This window comes from Amycolatopsis heterodermiae (genome assembly GCF_034929455.1).
In the GTDB taxonomy this organism is placed as follows: Bacteria; Actinomycetota; Actinomycetes; order Mycobacteriales; family Pseudonocardiaceae; genus Amycolatopsis; species Amycolatopsis heterodermiae.
The window spans coordinates 1-14769 of record NZ_JAYFSI010000006.1 but is presented as its reverse complement, the minus strand read 5'-3'; the positions used below and the strand labels follow the sequence as shown (position 1 = coordinate 14769).

Annotated in this window: 20 protein-coding genes; 11 read left to right on the top strand and 9 right to left on the bottom strand. The window is 72.2% G+C overall.

What is annotated here, in order from left to right; translation table 11 throughout:
• Positions 1–3: 3 nt before the first annotated feature.
• From VA596_RS25030 to VA596_RS25020, 3 genes are read right to left on the bottom strand one after another with little or no spacing between them, the layout of a single operon-like run.
• A complete protein-coding gene (locus VA596_RS25030; protein WP_323330584.1) occupies positions 4–384 on the bottom strand; it encodes a VOC family protein in 381 nt (126 codons plus the stop codon).
• Positions 381–752 (bottom strand): SgcJ/EcaC family oxidoreductase, encoded by a 372-nt coding sequence (locus VA596_RS25025; RefSeq protein ID WP_323330583.1) that lies wholly within the window; start codon positions 750–752, stop codon positions 381–383. Before VA596_RS25025 ends, VA596_RS25030 begins: the two co-directional genes overlap by 4 nt.
• Positions 749–1333 (bottom strand): M67 family metallopeptidase, encoded by a 585-nt coding sequence (locus VA596_RS25020; protein WP_323330582.1) that lies wholly within the window; start codon positions 1331–1333, stop codon positions 749–751. Before VA596_RS25020 ends, VA596_RS25025 begins: the two co-directional genes overlap by 4 nt.
• A gap of 108 nt (positions 1334–1441) precedes the next feature.
• On the opposite strand from VA596_RS25020, the gene VA596_RS25015 reads away from it, so the two are divergent.
• Positions 1442–2404, top strand: coding sequence for a LysR family transcriptional regulator (locus VA596_RS25015; protein ID WP_323330581.1), 963 nt, complete (start codon positions 1442–1444; stop codon positions 2402–2404).
• Between the two features lie 84 nt (positions 2405–2488).
• Here VA596_RS25015 and VA596_RS25010 read toward each other — a convergent pair whose 3' ends face one another.
• The gene (locus tag VA596_RS25010) at positions 2489–3031 is read right to left on the bottom strand and encodes a winged helix-turn-helix transcriptional regulator (protein WP_323330580.1); all 543 of its coding nucleotides are present in this window, start codon (positions 3029–3031) and stop codon (positions 2489–2491) included.
• Positions 3032–3093: 62 nt separating this feature from the next.
• On the opposite strand from VA596_RS25010, the gene VA596_RS25005 reads away from it, so the two are divergent.
• From VA596_RS25005 to VA596_RS24970, 8 genes are all read left to right on the top strand, one after another.
• Positions 3094–3423, top strand: a complete 330-nt coding sequence (locus tag VA596_RS25005; protein ID WP_323330579.1) for a putative quinol monooxygenase — start codon at positions 3094–3096, stop codon at positions 3421–3423.
• Complete coding sequence (locus VA596_RS25000) at positions 3420–4124, top strand: hypothetical protein (RefSeq protein WP_323330578.1); 705 nt, start codon at positions 3420–3422, stop codon at positions 4122–4124. The genes VA596_RS25005 and VA596_RS25000 overlap by 4 nt, the downstream gene beginning before the upstream one ends.
• Positions 4121–4957, top strand: a complete 837-nt coding sequence (locus tag VA596_RS24995; protein WP_323330577.1) for a haloalkane dehalogenase — start codon at positions 4121–4123, stop codon at positions 4955–4957. The genes VA596_RS25000 and VA596_RS24995 overlap by 4 nt, the downstream gene beginning before the upstream one ends.
• Before the next feature lie 12 nt (positions 4958–4969).
• The gene (locus tag VA596_RS24990) at positions 4970–5878 is read left to right on the top strand and encodes an NmrA family NAD(P)-binding protein (RefSeq protein ID WP_323330576.1); all 909 of its coding nucleotides are present in this window, start codon (positions 4970–4972) and stop codon (positions 5876–5878) included.
• 11 nt (positions 5879–5889) lie between these two features.
• Positions 5890–6657 carry an SDR family oxidoreductase gene (locus VA596_RS24985; RefSeq protein ID WP_323330575.1) on the top strand — a complete coding sequence of 256 codons (768 nt, stop codon included), beginning with the start codon at positions 5890–5892 and terminating at the stop codon, positions 6655–6657.
• Between the two features lie 66 nt (positions 6658–6723).
• A complete protein-coding gene (locus VA596_RS24980) occupies positions 6724–6948 on the top strand; it encodes a hypothetical protein (protein ID WP_323330574.1) in 225 nt (74 codons plus the stop codon).
• A gap of 36 nt (positions 6949–6984) precedes the next feature.
• Positions 6985–7641, top strand: a complete 657-nt coding sequence (locus VA596_RS24975; protein WP_323330573.1) for an 8-oxoguanine DNA glycosylase OGG fold protein — start codon at positions 6985–6987, stop codon at positions 7639–7641.
• A complete protein-coding gene (locus tag VA596_RS24970; RefSeq protein WP_323330572.1) occupies positions 7638–8189 on the top strand; it encodes a hypothetical protein in 552 nt (183 codons plus the stop codon). The genes VA596_RS24975 and VA596_RS24970 overlap by 4 nt, the downstream gene beginning before the upstream one ends.
• A 2-nt stretch (positions 8190–8191) precedes the next feature.
• Here VA596_RS24970 and VA596_RS24965 read toward each other — a convergent pair whose 3' ends face one another.
• Positions 8192–8557 (bottom strand): MerR family transcriptional regulator, encoded by a 366-nt coding sequence (locus VA596_RS24965; protein ID WP_323330571.1) that lies wholly within the window; start codon positions 8555–8557, stop codon positions 8192–8194.
• A gap of 97 nt (positions 8558–8654) precedes the next feature.
• On the opposite strand from VA596_RS24965, the gene VA596_RS24960 reads away from it, so the two are divergent.
• Entirely contained in the window at positions 8655–9767 is a 1113-nt protein-coding gene (locus VA596_RS24960; protein ID WP_323330570.1) for an NADH:flavin oxidoreductase, read from the top strand.
• Between the two features lie 117 nt (positions 9768–9884).
• Here VA596_RS24960 and VA596_RS24955 read toward each other — a convergent pair whose 3' ends face one another.
• The gene (locus tag VA596_RS24955) at positions 9885–10724 is read right to left on the bottom strand and encodes an LLM class F420-dependent oxidoreductase (RefSeq protein ID WP_323330569.1); all 840 of its coding nucleotides are present in this window, start codon (positions 10722–10724) and stop codon (positions 9885–9887) included.
• Positions 10725–10801: 77 nt separating this feature from the next.
• On the opposite strand from VA596_RS24955, the gene VA596_RS24950 reads away from it, so the two are divergent.
• Positions 10802–12388, top strand: coding sequence for an SMI1/KNR4 family protein (locus tag VA596_RS24950; RefSeq protein WP_323330568.1), 1587 nt, complete (start codon positions 10802–10804; stop codon positions 12386–12388).
• A 9-nt stretch (positions 12389–12397) separates the two neighbouring features.
• Here VA596_RS24950 and VA596_RS24945 read toward each other — a convergent pair whose 3' ends face one another.
• From VA596_RS24945 to VA596_RS24935, 3 genes are all read right to left on the bottom strand, one after another.
• Positions 12398–13204, bottom strand: coding sequence for a polysaccharide lyase family 7 protein (locus tag VA596_RS24945; RefSeq protein WP_323330567.1), 807 nt, complete (start codon positions 13202–13204; stop codon positions 12398–12400).
• 179 nt (positions 13205–13383) lie between these two features.
• On the bottom strand, positions 13384–13989 hold the full coding sequence (locus VA596_RS24940) for a GNAT family N-acetyltransferase (protein ID WP_323330566.1): 606 nt from the start codon (positions 13987–13989) through the stop codon (positions 13384–13386).
• Positions 13986–14769: helix-hairpin-helix domain-containing protein (locus tag VA596_RS24935; protein ID WP_323330565.1), on the bottom strand; the 784-nt coding region annotated here is incomplete at its 5' end. The genes VA596_RS24935 and VA596_RS24940, both read right to left, overlap by 4 nt.

Below are 14769 nucleotides of genomic sequence, written 5' to 3'. Positions count from 1 at the left end.
CCGCTACTCCGCGCCGGCGCCCGGCGGCAGGAAACCGTGCTCCGACAGGTCGAACCAGTTGCCCTCCGGGTCGATCGCGCGGTATTCGGCGAACGGGCGGTCGCCGCCGCGCAGGGCCGGGCGGGGCACGCCGGCCTCGGCGAGGCGGTCGGCGATCGGCGGGACGTCCGTGACCTGGAAGCCGAAGTGGTTGAAGCCGGTCGCGACGTCGCCGTCCAGCCGCTGCTGGATGAGGGCCAGGTTGAGGTACCCGTCGGTGACGAAGCGGCTGCCGTCGGGATCGGTGTGGAACAGCTCCATGCCGAACTGCGCGCAGTAGAACGCGGCCATCCGCTCGGCGTCCCGCACGACGAACGCGAGGTGCCGCAGCCGGGGACGGGTCATGGGGTGGGTCCTTTCGGGATCATGTTGTGGAACGCGGTGATCTCGGGCGGGCCGTCGTGGCGCACGAGCGCCTGGGCGTGCGTCACGACGCCGGCGGGCGCGATCTCCGACGTCGCGTGCACCAGCGAGAGGTCCGGGGCGAGCCGGCGGATCAGCACCACCGAGGCCGACAGGGTCGTGCCGCGGTAGGCCGTGGCGAACAGGCGCGCGTGGCCCGATTCGACGGCGGCCCGGCCGGACACGAACTCACCGCGGACGTTCACGAAGTCGACGTCGGCGGCGAAGACCGAGGCGAACCGCGCGGCGTCACCCTCGGCCCAGCCCGCCGCCATCGTGTCCCACAGGGCGCGGATCCGGTCGTCGGTCATGCGCTCACCGCCGCCGAGGCGTGCACGCGCAGCGAGAGCGGGGCGCAGTCGCCGTCCCACGCGGCCAGCGAGTAGTAGAACCCGCCGTGCTGCCGTTCGAGGTAGCAGACGACGTTGAGCGGCCAGCCCGCGCTGCGGAACACGTACTCGTCCATCGGGGTCGGGCGGTCGGTCAGGGGACGGTCGCGCTCGCACGCCGGCCCGAGCCGGTGCCAGTCCGGGTGCAGGTGGATGGACCCGAGGATGTCGAGGCCGCGTTCGTCGGCCGCCCGCGAGACGCGGAGCAGGTCCTCGGGCGCGAACCACCACGCGCGGACGGCGTTCTCGTAGGCGGAGCCGAACCGCGGGACGATCGTCGTCGCGAACTCCGCCCGGGCGCTGGGATCCGTCGTGCGGGCGTTGCGGCCGAAGGCGACGTCCGAGACCAGCAGCGCGTCGTCGGCGACCGTGCCGAGCAGCACGCCGAAGCAGGGTCTCGGCGCGTCGGGGGTGATGAAGACGTACTCCGCGGCGGCCGCGTCCAGGAACCGGCGCAGCACGTCGTCGGAGAACAGGGCCGGTAGAGCCCTCTTCCCGGTCATCGGAACACATCCCAGAGCTGTCACGCGGAGGAACGTAACCGGGCCGCGGCCGCCCGACCATGATCGTCACGGGAACGGCCCTATTGCATCGGGCGATAATGTTTCGGGATGCGACTGGAGATCCGGCACCTGGAGCTCGTCGTCGAGGTCGCGGCCGCCGGCAGCCTGCGACGCGCGGCGGCGCGGCTGCACCTGAGCCAGCCCGCCGTGACCACGCAGCTCAAGCGCATCGAGCAGTACGTCGGCGGCGCGCTGTTCGTCCGCTCGGCCGACGGCGTCGTGCCGACCCACACCGGCGCCGAGCTGATCCGGGACGCGCGCAACCTGCTGCGCCAGTTCGGTGCGCTGCAGCGCACCGCGCGGGTGAACGCCCAGGCCGAGGCGGGCGCGCCGGTGAAGGTGGGCGGGATCCCGGCGCAGCAGTTCAGCCTGCTGGTCAACGCGCTGACGGCGATGCTGCCCCGTCGCGAGGTGACCAGCCGCACGATCCGCGAGACGGGCACGCTCACCGCGCTGCTGCGCACCGGGGAACTGGACGTCGCGGTGATGCGCGAGTTCCCCGGATTCCCGTTGCGCCCGCCCGAAGGCGTGACGCACCGGCTGCTGCTGCGGGAGCCGTTCTTCATCGGCGTCTCGGAGCGGCACCGGCTGGCCGGCCGCGGGGAGATCGAGCTGGCCGACCTGGCCGAGGAGAAGTGGGTCATGCCGGACCCCGACGACAGCGGGATGAACGAGTACTTCGCCCGGGTCTGCGCGTCGGCGGGGTTCGACCAGCACATCGCGCACCTCACCACCGAGGCGCACGTCGCCTTCGCCCTCACCGCCGAGAACCGCGGCATCTGCCTGCTCTACCCCATCGGCACCGCGCGCGACGGCCTCGCGACGCTGTCCCTGAACGGCACCCCGCTGCACCGCAACGTGGTCCTCGCCTGGCGCACGGACTCACCGCTGGCCGCGCTCGCGGACGAGGTGTGTGCCAAGGTCGAGGAGGACTACCTGGCGCTGGTCGAGGGGTCGCCGTTCTACCGGAAGTGGTGGCACGGCGGCGGTTCCGCGTTCGCCCTCCCCTGACGCTCGGTCCACTTCGGACACCAGGGAAGCTTCAGCCCCGGGTCCGCTGTAGCTGACCAGGCGGCAGGCCGGTGGGGCGCCGGATCAGTCGCGGCCGGCCGCCGCGCGGGGCGTGACCGGCTCCAGCAGCCGCCGGGGGGTGTTGATCGCGAACGACACCCGGTCCGGCTCGGAGTCGGCCGCCACGAAGCCCGGGCCGGGCTCGATCCGGATGTCCGGGACCGGGACCAGCACTCCGCAGTCCTGGCAACGGCCGTCCGGGTCGAGCGGGCCGCCGTCCTGGTCGTGCCGGGTGGCGCGCTTCACCCCGGCCGGGGAGTAGTGCGCGTCACCCCAGCCCATCAGCGCGCGCACGACCGGCCACAGCTCGACGCCCTTGTCCGTGAGCCGGTACTCGACGTTCCCGGAGCCGTCGTCGTCGCGGACCAGCACGCCCTCCTGCACGAGGGCCTTCAGCCGGCTGGTCAGGACCGCGCGCGGGATCCCGAGCTGCGCGGCGAAGTCCCCGAACCGCCGCACCCCGAAGAACGCGTCGCGGACGATCATGAGCGTCCACCGCTCCCCGACGACCTCCAGCGCCCGCGCCAGCGAGCAGTTGCGGTCCGCGTAAGTGCTGGGAAGTGCCATATCCACAGCTTACACCAGCAGTTCGCTCAATGAACTGCCTCGTGCTACGGTGAGGTAGTTCAATGAACGAACTACCCGTCGGAGGCCGTCCCGTGTACCAGTTCGTCGTTTCCTTCACCGTCCCGCCGTCCCACCACGAGGACTTCGTCCGGCTGGCCGCGAAGACCGGGCAGAACTCCCTCGCGCACGAGCCAGGCTCGCACCGGTTCGAGGTGGTCGCGGACGAGGAGAACCCGGATCTCTTCTACCTCAACGAGGTCTACGCGGACGTCGACGCGTTCAACGCCCACGCGGGCGGCCCCTACTTCACCGCGTTCTTCGCCGAGGCGAGCCAGTACGCCGAAGGCCCGACCTGGCTCATGCGGGGCACGCTCGTCGGCGCGCCGGCGTGAGCACCGGGTTGCTGAGCCAGGTGCTCGAAGCCCACGGCGGCCTCGAACGCTGGCGCGCGGTGCAGACGATCCGCGCCCGGGTCGCCATGGGCGGCCCGAGCTGGGCGGCCCGCGGGGTGGAGGGCCTTCTCGCCGACCTCGACGTCACCGTCGACCTGCGCGAGCAGCGCACGGTGTTCACCGGGTTCACCGGTCCCGGCCGGCGCGGGGTCTACACCCCGGACCGGGTCGCGATCGAGGACGCCGACGACGTCGTGCTGCAAGAACGTCATGCGCCGCGGGCGTCCTTCGGCGGCGAGCAGTGGGATCCATTGCACGCCTTGTACTTCGCCGGGTACGGGCTGTGGAACTACCTCACCACGCCGTACCTGCTGACGCTGCCCGGCGTCCGCACCGAGGAACTGCCGGACGACGGCCCGTGGCGGCGGCTGCGGGTGACCTTCCCGCCGCGGATCACCACCCACTGCGCCGAGCAGACCTTCCACTTCGACGAGTCCGGACTGCAGCGCCGGGTCGACTACGCGCCCCACGTGATGGGGAACCGCCCTGTGGCGCATATGACCGAAGTGCACAAGGCGGTGTCCGGGCTCGTGTTCCCCACGCACCGCTTCGTGCTCCCTCTTCGTGACGGCCGCCCGGCGGTCACGCCGATCATCACCGTCGACCTCGCGGACCTCTCCGTCGAAGGAGGCCCGGCGTGAATTCCCTTCCCTACGGCGAAAAGAAGTTCGCCGACGTCGGCGGGGTCCGCATGGCCTACCTCGACGAGGGCGAGGGTGCGCCGATCGTGTTCCAGCACGGCAACCCGACGTCGGCCTACCTGTGGCGCAACGTCATGCCGCACCTGGCGGGCCTCGGCCGGCTGATCGCCTGCGACCTCGCCGGCATGGGCGACTCCGGGAAGCTGCCGGGCTCCGGCCCGGAGCAGCTCGATCTCGGTGACGACGTCGTGTTCGTCCTGCACGACTGGGGTTCCGCGCTCGGCTTCGACTGGGCGTCGCACCACCCGGACCGGGTCGCCGGGATCGCCTACATGGAAGCGATCGTGGCCCCGATGACCTGGGACGACTGGCGGGGACGACCCCGGCGGACGTTCCAGGGCTTCCGCTCCCCCAACGGCGAATCCCTGGTACTGCAGGACAACCAGTTCGTCGAAGGGGTGCTGCCGAACGCGATCCTGCGTGAGCTGAGCGCCGAGGAGATGGCCGTCTACCGGGCGCCCTACCTCGACCCGGGCGAGAGCCGCCGTCCCACGCTCAGCTGGCCGCGGCAGCTCCCGATCGAGGGCGAACCCGCGGACGTCGTGCGGATCGTCGAGGACTACGGCCGGTGGCTGGCCGGGTCGCCGGTGCCGAAGCTGTTCGTCAACGCCGAACCCGGCGCGATCCTGCGCGATCGCCTGCGCGAGCTCTGCCGGACCTGGCCGAACCAGGCCGAAGTGACCGTGCCGGGCGCGCACTTCGTGCAGGAGGACAGCCCGGATCTCATCGGCACGGCCGTGGCGGACTTCGTCCGCGGCCTTCGTTCCCGTTAGAAAGGTGTCCGGATGTCCCACGACGACCGGCTGTTCCTCGTCACCGCCGCGGCGGGCAAGACCGGGGGCGCCACGATCGATCTGCTGCTGGAGCGCGGTCACCGCGTCCGGGCCATGGTGCACCGCGACGACGACCGGTCGCGCGTGCTCGCCGCGGCCGGCGCCGAGGTGGTCCGGGCGGACCTGCTCGACCTCGACGGCGTGACCGCGGCCCTGCAGGGCGTCAGCGGCGCCTACTTCTGCTACCCGATCCGCGAGGGCCTGCTCGAAGCGAGCGTCAACTTCGCCCAGGCGGCCACGGAAACGGGGGTGCGCTCGGTGGTCTCGATGTCGCAGATCTCGGCCCGCCGGGAGGCGCGCAGCAACGCCGCGCGGCAGCACTGGCTCGCCGAGCGCCTGCTGGACCGGACCGGCCTGCTCACCACCCACCTGCGCCCGACGTTCTTCGCCGAGTGGCTCACCGGGTGGTGGGAGCTGCGCGGCGGCGAGGGCCACCTCCGGCTCCCGTTCGGGCAGGGACGGCACGCGCCGATCGCGTCCGCCGACCAGGCCCGCGTGATCGCCGCCGTGCTGGCCGACCCCGAGCCGCACGACGGCGCCGCCTACACGTTGCACGGCCCGGTGGAGCTGGACCACCACGAGATCGCCGCGGTCATGGCCACGACGCTCGGTTTTCCCGTGCACTACGAGCCGATCAGCGTCGAGGAGTTCACCACGGCGATGACCGATCGCGGGCTGCCCGCGCACCTGGTCCAGCACCTGGGCAACGTCGCCGTCGACTACCAAGACGGCGTGTTCTCGGGCACCAACGACAACGTCGAGAGAATCGGCGGCCGCGCCCCGATGTCCGTCGAGCAGTTCGTCCTCGCGAACAAGCCGGCCTTCGACACCAACGGCCCTCGTTTCGTCCCAGCCCCCTGAGGAGATCCACCATGTCGTCCGTACTCGTCACCGGTGCGTCGAAGGGCATCGGCCGGGCCATCACCCTCGAACTGGCCCGCCGGGGCCACCGGGTGATCGCCACCGCCCGCCGCCCGGAGGCCCTGGCCGACCTGCCCGTCGCCGAGCGGCTGCGCCTCGACGTCACCGACCAGGACAGCGTCGACCAGGCCATCCAAGCCGCCGGCGAGATCGACGTGCTGGTCAGCAACGCCGGCGAAACCGTCCGCTCGCCGCTGGAGACCGTCCCGCTCGACGAGGTCGAGCGGCTCTTCCGGCTCAACACGATCGGCGCGCTGCGGGTGGCGCAGGGGGTGCTGCCCGCGATGCGCGAACGCGGGTCGGGGCACCTCGTGTTCGTCTCGAGCATCCAGGGACGGCTGGTCCTGCCGCTGATCGGCCCGTACGCGGCCAGCAAGTGGGCGCTGGAGGCACTGGCCGAGACGCTCGCCATCGAGGCCGGTCACTTCGGCGTCGGCGTCAGCATCGTGCAGCCGGGCGCGGTGTCCTCGGGCGGCGCGGCACGCGCGGGCGTCTTCGGGGCGGACGACGGCCCGTACGCCGAGCTGTACCGGCAGATCCCGGCCCTGCGCGGCGAAACCGTCACGCCCGAGACCGTCGCGGCCACGGTGGCCGACACGATCGAGCGGCCGGAACCGCCGTTGCGCGTGCCCGCCGGCGCACCCGCCGAGCGCGTGCTGCGGGCCCGCAAGGCGGCGCCGGAGACCGAGCCGTTCCGGGCCGCGGAGATCGACTGGTAGCCGGTGGTGTAACCGACCGCTTGCCTCGAGCGACTCAGTACGCACCCCGGCTTGAGGAGGCTCCTGGTGCACCATCAGGCCACACGGCGAGCCCTCGCCGCCACGTACGCGATCGTCGCGGCCATCCAGCTGTACCTCGCCGTCACGACGGGAGCCGGCTGGGCGTGGACGCTCACGGCGCTCTGCGCGACCGTGGCGGCGGGCTTCGGCGCCGCATTCCTGCACGGCAGGCGGGCGGCACGAGCCGCGGCAGCCGACCCGGACCTCGTCCGCGAATTCGACCATGCGTAACGGATCGGGCGGCCGCGCGACCCAGTCGGTGTGCCTGTGACCGAGCTCAGCGAGCTTTCCCCGCCGGAGTGGGCGGTGCCGTCCCTGCCCCGCCGGACGGCCGTGGAAGAACACCGCATCGCCGTCCCGTGGCAGTGGTGGCGGGAGGCGATCACCCGGCGGGCGCTGCCCGGCACCCCGCCGTCGACGCCGTCGCTGACCCGCGCCGACGTGTGGGCCCCGGCCGAAGACGTGTTCACGCTGCTGTGGCGCACGCTGGCGTGGGGTTCCGGCTATTCCCTGCGCCTGAACCACAAGCGGCTCGACAGCGTCGCAGCCGACGTGGCGAGCGCGGAGGCCCTGCTCACCGAAGCCGCCGCCGAGTCCCGGCGGGATCCGGAGCGGGCCTACGCCCTGTTCCGGCCGGACGGCCGCACCCGGATCCGGGACCTCGGGCCGTCGTTCTTCACGAAGTTCCTGTACTTCGCGGGCGGTGGCGCTCCCGGGCACCCGTGCCTGATCCTGGACCGCGTGGTCGCCACCGCCCTGCGTGAGCACTGCAACTGGGAGTCGTTGCACCGTAAGGGTTACTGGCCGCCGGAAACCTACCAGCGCTACTGCGACCTGCTCGCCCGCTGGGCCGAGGAGCACGGCTGCGCGGCCGACGAGCTGGAGCGCACCCTTTTCGCCGGCGAACCGAAGGCGTCCTCGTGATCCTCACCTGTCCCAAGTGCTTCAGCGCCGACGACGTCCGGCCGCCGCGGCGGCTGCCCGATCAGGTGCTGCATCACCGCTGTACCAACGAAAAGCACGGCGACCACGAGTGGTTCACCACCGCCGGCCCGGCGGCACCACCGCCGGCGCACCACCTCGTGACCGACGACCTGCTCGAGCCGCTCAAGAAGTGCGTGCGCGACGGTGAGCCGTTCGTCGAGTTCGGGATCGTCGAGCACCGGCTGCGCGGGATGTTCCCCGACCTGTTCGCCGCGCACGTCGCCGCGCAGGGGCACTCCATGTTCGGCTCCCGGCCCTACACCGCTTCCAGCGTCCGCTTCGGCGTCGCTCTCGGGCGGCTCGAGCAGGCCGGCGAGCTCGTCAGCGAATACGGGCCCGCGACCGGCGCCTGGCACTACAACGGGCAGGTCACCTACTGGGCGAAGACCGCCGCACCGGGCCGCCGGTCGTGGGCCGAGTACTGCGCGGAAAACGGGCGTTCCCCGGAGTGGACCGACCAGGACCGGCTCGGCCTGGCGCACCCCTGACGTCAGTCCGGGCGGCAGTGGTCCGAGCACGACGAGCCGGCGTTCGCGATGACCGTGTCGAGCCGGTCCCGGGCCGCCGACAGCTCGGACATCTGGCGGTCGATGCGCTCCCGTTCGGCGACGAGCAGGTCGAGCACCTCCGGGGTCGCCTCGCCCGTCTCGACGCACGGCAGGATCTCGAGGATCGACCGGCTGGACAGCCCCGCCGCGTAGAACTGCTGGATCAGCCACACCAGGTCCACGCTGCGGTCGCCGTAGTGCCGGTGCCCGCCGGTGCTGCGTTCGGGCACCAGCATGCCCTTCTCCTCGTAGTACCGCAGCGCCCGCACGCTGACGCCCGCCTTCAGGGCCAGTTCCCCGATCCGCATCGCCGCTCCCGACGTGATCTGCCGCACTCCGAGTGGAATCTGACGTCCACGTGAGGTTTTAGCGTAGCAGGGAATCCCACGAAGGAGAGCGATTCCCGTGACCACCCGCGAAGACCACGTCCTGTCCCGCCCCCTCACGCTCGGCGGCCTCACCGTCCCGAACCGGATCGCCATGGCGCCGATGACCCGCGGGCAGTCGCCCGGCGGCGTACCCGGCGAGCCGGTCGCCGCCTACTACGCCCGGCGCGCGGCCGGCGGCACCGGGCTGATCATCACCGAAGGCACCTACGTCGGGCACCCGTCCTCCGGCGAGCACGACCAGGTGTCACGCCTGTACGGCGACGCCGCCCTGGCCGGCTGGTCCCGGGTCGTCGAGGCCGTCCACGAGGCCGACGGCGTGATCTTCCCCCAGCTCCAGCACGTCGGCATGACCCGCAAGGGCGACGTGGTGCCGCACCCCGGCGCCCCCGCCATCGGCCCCTCCGGCGTCCCCGTGTCCGCGGACGGCAGCCCCGGCGAGCCGGGCCGGACGATGACGCGGCAGGACATCGACGACGTCGTCCGGGCCTTCGCCGACGCCGCCACCACCGCCGAACGGCTCGGCTTCGACGGCGTCGAGCTGCACGGCGCCCACGGCTACCTCATCGACCAGTTCCTCTGGGCGGGCACCAACCACCGCACCGACGCCTACGGCGGCGACCTCCGCTCCCGGACCCGGTTCGCCGCCGAGGTCGTCGCCGGGATCCGCCGCGTCGTCGCCCCCGGCTTCCCGATCGTCGTGCGGCTGTCCCAGTGGAAGATGAACGACTACACCGCGCGGATCGCGGACACCCCGGAGGAGTTCGGCGTCATCCTCGGTGAGCTGGCCGACGCGGGCGCCGACGCCTTCCACATCTCCACCCGCCGCTACTGGCAGCCCGCGTTCGACGGCTCCGACCTCACCCTCGCGGGCTGGGCCAAGAAGCTGTCCGGCAAGCCGGTCATCGCCGTCGGGTCGATCGGCCTCGACACCGAGTTCACGTCCAGCATGACCGGCGCGACGGCGGCCACGACCGGCATCGGCGACGTCCTGGACCGCCTGGAGTCCGACGAGTTCGACATGATCGCGCTCGGACGTCCCCTGCTGGCCGACCCCGCCTGGGCCGCGAAGATCCGTAGCGGCCGCGAGGTCACGCCCTTCACGCCGGCGGCGCTGGGCGTCCTGCACTAGCGGTGAAACGCGGGTCGGCGCGCCGAGGGGGAGGGAGCGCGCCGACCCGCGGGGCTGACGGTACCGAGTGCGGCGGCGGTTCGCGCGCTGTTCGCGCGCATCCGCCGGACGCGGCCGTCAGCGCAACGGCTCGAGGGCCTTCGCCAGCGGCTCCAGCACGGCCGGGGTGTGCGGCGGCGGCAGGTACACGATCGCCAGGTCGAGGCCCACTTCGCCGAGTGCCTCGGCCTCCGCGGCGACCTTGGCGTAGTCGGCGTCCGGGCCGAGGCGGACGTGCGAGGAGAGGGTGATCTCACCCGGGTCGCGGCCGATGTCCGCGCAGTGGCGGTGCAGCACGTCACGCTTGTGGGCGAACTCCTCGGGCGTGCCGCCGACGAAGTTCCAGTGCTGGGCGTACTTCGCGGCGGTGCGCAGGGTGCGCTTCTCGCCGCTGCCGCCGATGCAGATGGGCGGGTGCGGCTTCTGCACGCCCTTCGGCTCGTTGTGCGCGTCGGTCAGCTGGTAGTACTTGCCCTGGAAGTTCGTGGTCTCCTGGGTCAGCAGCCCGACGAGCGCTTCACAGCCTTCCTCGAACCGGTCGCTGCGCTCCTTGACCGTGCCGAGCTCCATGCCGTACGCGCCGGACTCCTCTTCGTTCCAGCCGGCGCCGATGCCGATCTCCAGCCGTCCGCCCGAGACGATGTCGAGCGTCGCGGCCATGTTCGCGAGCAGCGCCGGGTGGCGGTAGTGGATCCCGCTGACCAGCGTGCCCAGCCGGAGCCGTTTCGTGGCCTGCGCGAGGGCGGTGAGCGTGACCCACCCTTCCAGGCACGGACCGGTCGAATCGGAGAAGATCGGGTAGAAGTGGTCGAAGGTCCAGCCGGACTCGAACAGCTCGATCTCGTCGGCGGCCTGCCACGCGGCGAGCATGTCCGCCCACTCGGTGTTCTGGGGCGAGGTCTTGATGGCGAATCGCATGATCACGAGCGTAACCCTGGAGTTCCTCCAGCGCGGCCGGCCGGTTTCCGTCGGACCCCGTCGCTAGGCTCGCCCGCGTGAACACGGGGGACGCCGGATACGGCGACATCGCCAGGGCCATGGCCGAAGCGCTGCGCGCGGGCGCGGGCGAGTGGTGGACGTCCGCCACCCTGCAGCTGCGCCACACCGGGGGTTCCGTTTCGTGCACCGCCTGGAGTGACGTGCGGGAGAACCTGCGCGTCGACTACGGGGGAATCGCCCGGACTCTGTTCGAACGGCCACCGGTGGCGCTCGAAGTCCGGCTCCGCGCCGGAGGCGAATACACGTTCACCGCCCGGGAGGACGTCGCGGCCGTGTCACCCGGGCGGCTGGTGTTCGACGAGGAGTTCCGCTATCCCGGGCACCCGCGGCCCGGCCTGCCCCGGCCCGCGGCCGCCGAGCCGACGGCGGCGCCCACCGACCCGGCCGTGCTCGCCGAGGTCACCCGGCTCACCGCGGAGTTCGCCGCGCTCTACGCCGGGATCAAGGGCGGTCCCCCGCCGTTGCCGCCCGGCCGCACCGAGGCCGACCTGGCCGCCGCCGAGGCCCGGATCGGCGTACGGCTGCCCGAAGACCTGCGCGCGCTGTACCTGCTGGCGGACGGCGACCCGGACGACGCCGGCCTGCTCGGCCCCTACTCCCCCGAGCCCCTTGGCCGGCTGGTCGCCAACTACACGGAGGGCGAACCCGGTTCGTACGGCTGGGAAGACGCGCCGGACGACGACGGCGTCGTGTTCGAGCCCGTGCCGTTCGGGCACGTGAAACGCCTGTCCCGCAACGACTGGTGGGTCACCTTCGGCAGCGACCGCGGCGGCAACTACCTCGCGGTGGACCTCGACCCGGCGGCGCGGGGCCGGGCCGGCCAGGTCTTCGAGTACGGCCGGGACGTCTACGGCCCGCTGCGGTACGTCGCGGGCTCGGTCACCGCCATGCTCACCGAGGTCGTCGAGGCCCTGCGGGCCGGGAAGTACGAAGACCCCGGCGAGCAGTACCTGTTCGCCGAGACCGGCTTGCGCGACGCCGAAGAACGTTCGTACAGCGAGGTGATCTCGCACGCGGCCGATCTCGACCTGCCTGCCGTGGTGGCCGGGCTGCCCGGGCGGGAGCTGGTCCAGGAGGTCTACCTCAACGACCCCGCCGACGTCGACCTGGCGCTGTTCGAGCCGCTGACCGCGTTGCGGCTGCTCAAGGTCAACCGCGCGGCGGTGGTGACCCCGTCGGTCGGCGGGCTCGAGGTGCTGGAGTCGCTGCAGATCAGCGCCCGGCGCGTCGAGCTCGGCGCGCTCGCCGGGCACCCCGCGCTGTGGGACCTGCAGCTCGAGGACGTCGGCGAGCCGCTCGACCTCGCCGTGCTGGGCACCCTGCCCCGCCTGACCCGGCTGAACCTCGCCGGCTCGGCGGTCCCGGACCTGGGCCGGGTCTGCGACCTGCCCGGCCTGCGCGTGCTCGAGCTGGACGGCGACCAGGTGCGCCGCCTGCTCGGCACCGGCCGCCTGCTGCCGCCGCTCGCCGCGCTCTTCGTCACCGGGCGGACGACCCTGCGGGAGATGGCCGGCCTGCGGGACGCCTTCACCGGCGGCGCCCCGCAGGACACGGTCGTCGAGTTCTCCGCTGTCCTGCAATGAAAAACAGGCTCAGCTGTGCGACACGGTCAGGCCGTAGAACGCGACGCGCGCACCCTTCGTCGTGCTGTCCGAAGAGGACTGGTTGTACGAGCCGGCCTTGAAGTACTGCTTGTACTGGTTGAACGACGAAGGAATGCCGTAGTGCGTGGTGGTGCCGTTCACCGTGAGGTTGATGGTGTTGCCGCCGGAGATCCCGATCGTGTAGGTCCAGGTCTTCCCGATCGCGACGTGGCCGACCGTGTGCGGGGTCTGGCCGCCGTCGGGCGAGTTTTCGGTGCCCAGCACGATGTCGCCGTTGCTGTGGTAGTACAGCTCCAGCAGCGGCTTCGTCGACGAGCCGCCGGTGCCGAGGTGGACCTGGCCGACGCAGACGTTGGACGTCACCGACACCACGCGCAGGGTCGCGCTCAGCTTGTGCGTCCCGCTCAACGACCAATTCGCCGCGGAGCCGCTCTTGTTCATCTCGCGCAGTTCGGAGCGCGCGTAATTGGAGTTGGGCGTGGTGACGCCTTTCTCCGGCGCCCAGAATGTCATCGCGCCGTCACGCGTGTCGGTGTAGAAGTACGAGTCCTGGAATCCGTTGGCGCCCTGCAGCCGCGACGACGAGATCGTCGTCGGCGAGCCCGGTGATCCCACCGGTTCCTGCAGCTGCCAGACCGAGAGGTCGAAGTTGCCACCGGGAGCGACTCCCGGATCGGCCAGGGGGGCCATGGCGATTCCGCCGACTTCGGCACTGGGGAATGCCTCGGCGGAAATCGCGGTCCCGGTCAGCAATGCCGGGATCGCGAGAAAGGTGAGCAGTGCGCGCACACGCATGGTGGCGTCCTTTCACGGCGAGAAGCGAAGCGGGGAGAGGACTTCGCTCACTCATCGGTTTCACACAGGTGTTTGTTCACGTATGTGAATAAATGAGTTTCCGAAAAGCGAGTAACGATGAAGGAGATTAAGTTCGGTGTTGCTCGCTGTCAAGGTGGGGTTCACATTGAGTGGGACACTCACTTCCCGCGGTGGACGCAGAGCGGGCCGGTGCGCGGCAGGGCGACGCGGGCGCGGAAGGCCCGCGCCACCGGGCCGTCCGGCGCCGGCGCGCTCCAGGCGTATCCCGGGGCGCGCACGAGGGTCGCGCTGACGAGAGTGCGGCCGTACCCGAGACGGCGGTACCCGGCGTCGACGTGGACGTAGTCCAGTGTGGCCGTCCGGCAGGCCGCGCAGGACGTGAGTGACGCGGTGCCGGTGGTCAGCCCGTCCAGCCGCAGCTCGATCTTCCCCGTCGCCGACCCCGCGGACGGCGGGACCGCGACGAGGACCAGGCCGTCCGGCGGCACCGCGCCCGGCGGGTGCTGGACCTGGACGTCGAGGTGCGCCCACTCGGCCAGCCGCCGCTCAGCCGCGTCGCCCGCCTCCTGCCTGCGGCAGGTCTCGCAGAGCGTGGTGTGCAGCCGGTAGCGGGGACTGTGGCTCTTGATCATCCCGAACAGCGCGAGGTAGTGGCCGCGCAGGCACACCACCGGAGGCGCCTCGGCCGCCGCGCGGACCGGGAGGAGGTCGCCGTACTCCCCGCGCGCTCCCGACGCCGGGCCGCCGACGGTCGCCCGGCTCACCGGAAGTCACGCGACGGCCCGGTCGCCATCGACAGGTCGAGCCGCTCCAGCCGGTCCGCGACGAGCGTGACGACCCCTTCGGCCGCCTGCACCTGGCCGCGCACCAGCAGCGCGGCGCTCGTGCGGGCGACGAAGCGCTGCCGGTTCCAGAGTCCGGGTGAGACGAGGACGTTGGCCATGCCGGTCTCGTCTTCGACGTTGAAGAACGTGATCCCGCCCGCCGTCGCCGGCCGCTGCCGGTGGGTCACCGCTCCCCCGATCCACACGCGCGTCCCGTCCGCCGCCCGCATCAGGTCGGCGACCGTCAGCGCACCCCGCTTTTCGAGGTATTCACGCAGGTACTGCACGGGATGGCTGTCCGGCGAGACGCCGGCGGCCCACAGGTCGGCCGCGGTCACCTCGAACCGGGTCATCCCGGGCAGGGCGGGCGCGTCCAGGCCGGGCGCGAGGCCGGGCAGGTGCCCGGGCCGGGTCGCGGCGGCGGCCCCGGCGGCCCACAGGGCCCGGCGCCGGTCGGGGCCGAACGCGCCGGCCGTGGCCAGGGCTTCGACGGCGACCTTCTTCAGCGGGACGCGGCGGGTGAGGTCACCGACGTCCGCGTACGGCCCGTGCGCGTCGCGCTCGGCGACGATCGCCGCGGCCGGGTCGTCGCCGAGGTGCCGGACCGCGGCGAGGCCGAGGCGCAGCGCGACCCCGCCGGGACTGGCGGGGGCGGGGGTGGGGGGGGGGGGCCTCTGGCTGATTGGGAGAGGGGGGGGGGGGGGAAGGGGGGTAAGATTA

Coding starts and splice junctions, on each gene's coding strand:
- VA596_RS25030 (WP_323330584.1), bottom strand. CDS start 384: ATGACCCGTCCCCGGCTGCGGCACCTCGCGTTCGTCGTGCGGGACGCC.
- VA596_RS25025 (WP_323330583.1), bottom strand. CDS start 752: ATGACCGACGACCGGATCCGCGCCCTGTGGGACACGATGGCGGCGGGC.
- VA596_RS25020 (WP_323330582.1), bottom strand. CDS start 1,333: ATGACCGGGAAGAGGGCTCTACCGGCCCTGTTCTCCGACGACGTGCTG.
- VA596_RS25015 (WP_323330581.1), top strand. CDS start 1,442: ATGCGACTGGAGATCCGGCACCTGGAGCTCGTCGTCGAGGTCGCGGCC.
- VA596_RS25010 (WP_323330580.1), bottom strand. CDS start 3,031: ATGGCACTTCCCAGCACTTACGCGGACCGCAACTGCTCGCTGGCGCGG.
- VA596_RS25005 (WP_323330579.1), top strand. CDS start 3,094: ATGAACGAACTACCCGTCGGAGGCCGTCCCGTGTACCAGTTCGTCGTT.
- VA596_RS24990 (WP_323330576.1), top strand. CDS start 4,970: ATGTCCCACGACGACCGGCTGTTCCTCGTCACCGCCGCGGCGGGCAAG.
- VA596_RS24985 (WP_323330575.1), top strand. CDS start 5,890: ATGTCGTCCGTACTCGTCACCGGTGCGTCGAAGGGCATCGGCCGGGCC.
- VA596_RS24965 (WP_323330571.1), bottom strand. CDS start 8,557: ATGCGGATCGGGGAACTGGCCCTGAAGGCGGGCGTCAGCGTGCGGGCG.
- VA596_RS24955 (WP_323330569.1), bottom strand. CDS start 10,724: ATGCGATTCGCCATCAAGACCTCGCCCCAGAACACCGAGTGGGCGGAC.
- VA596_RS24945 (WP_323330567.1), bottom strand. CDS start 13,204: ATGCGTGTGCGCGCACTGCTCACCTTTCTCGCGATCCCGGCATTGCTG.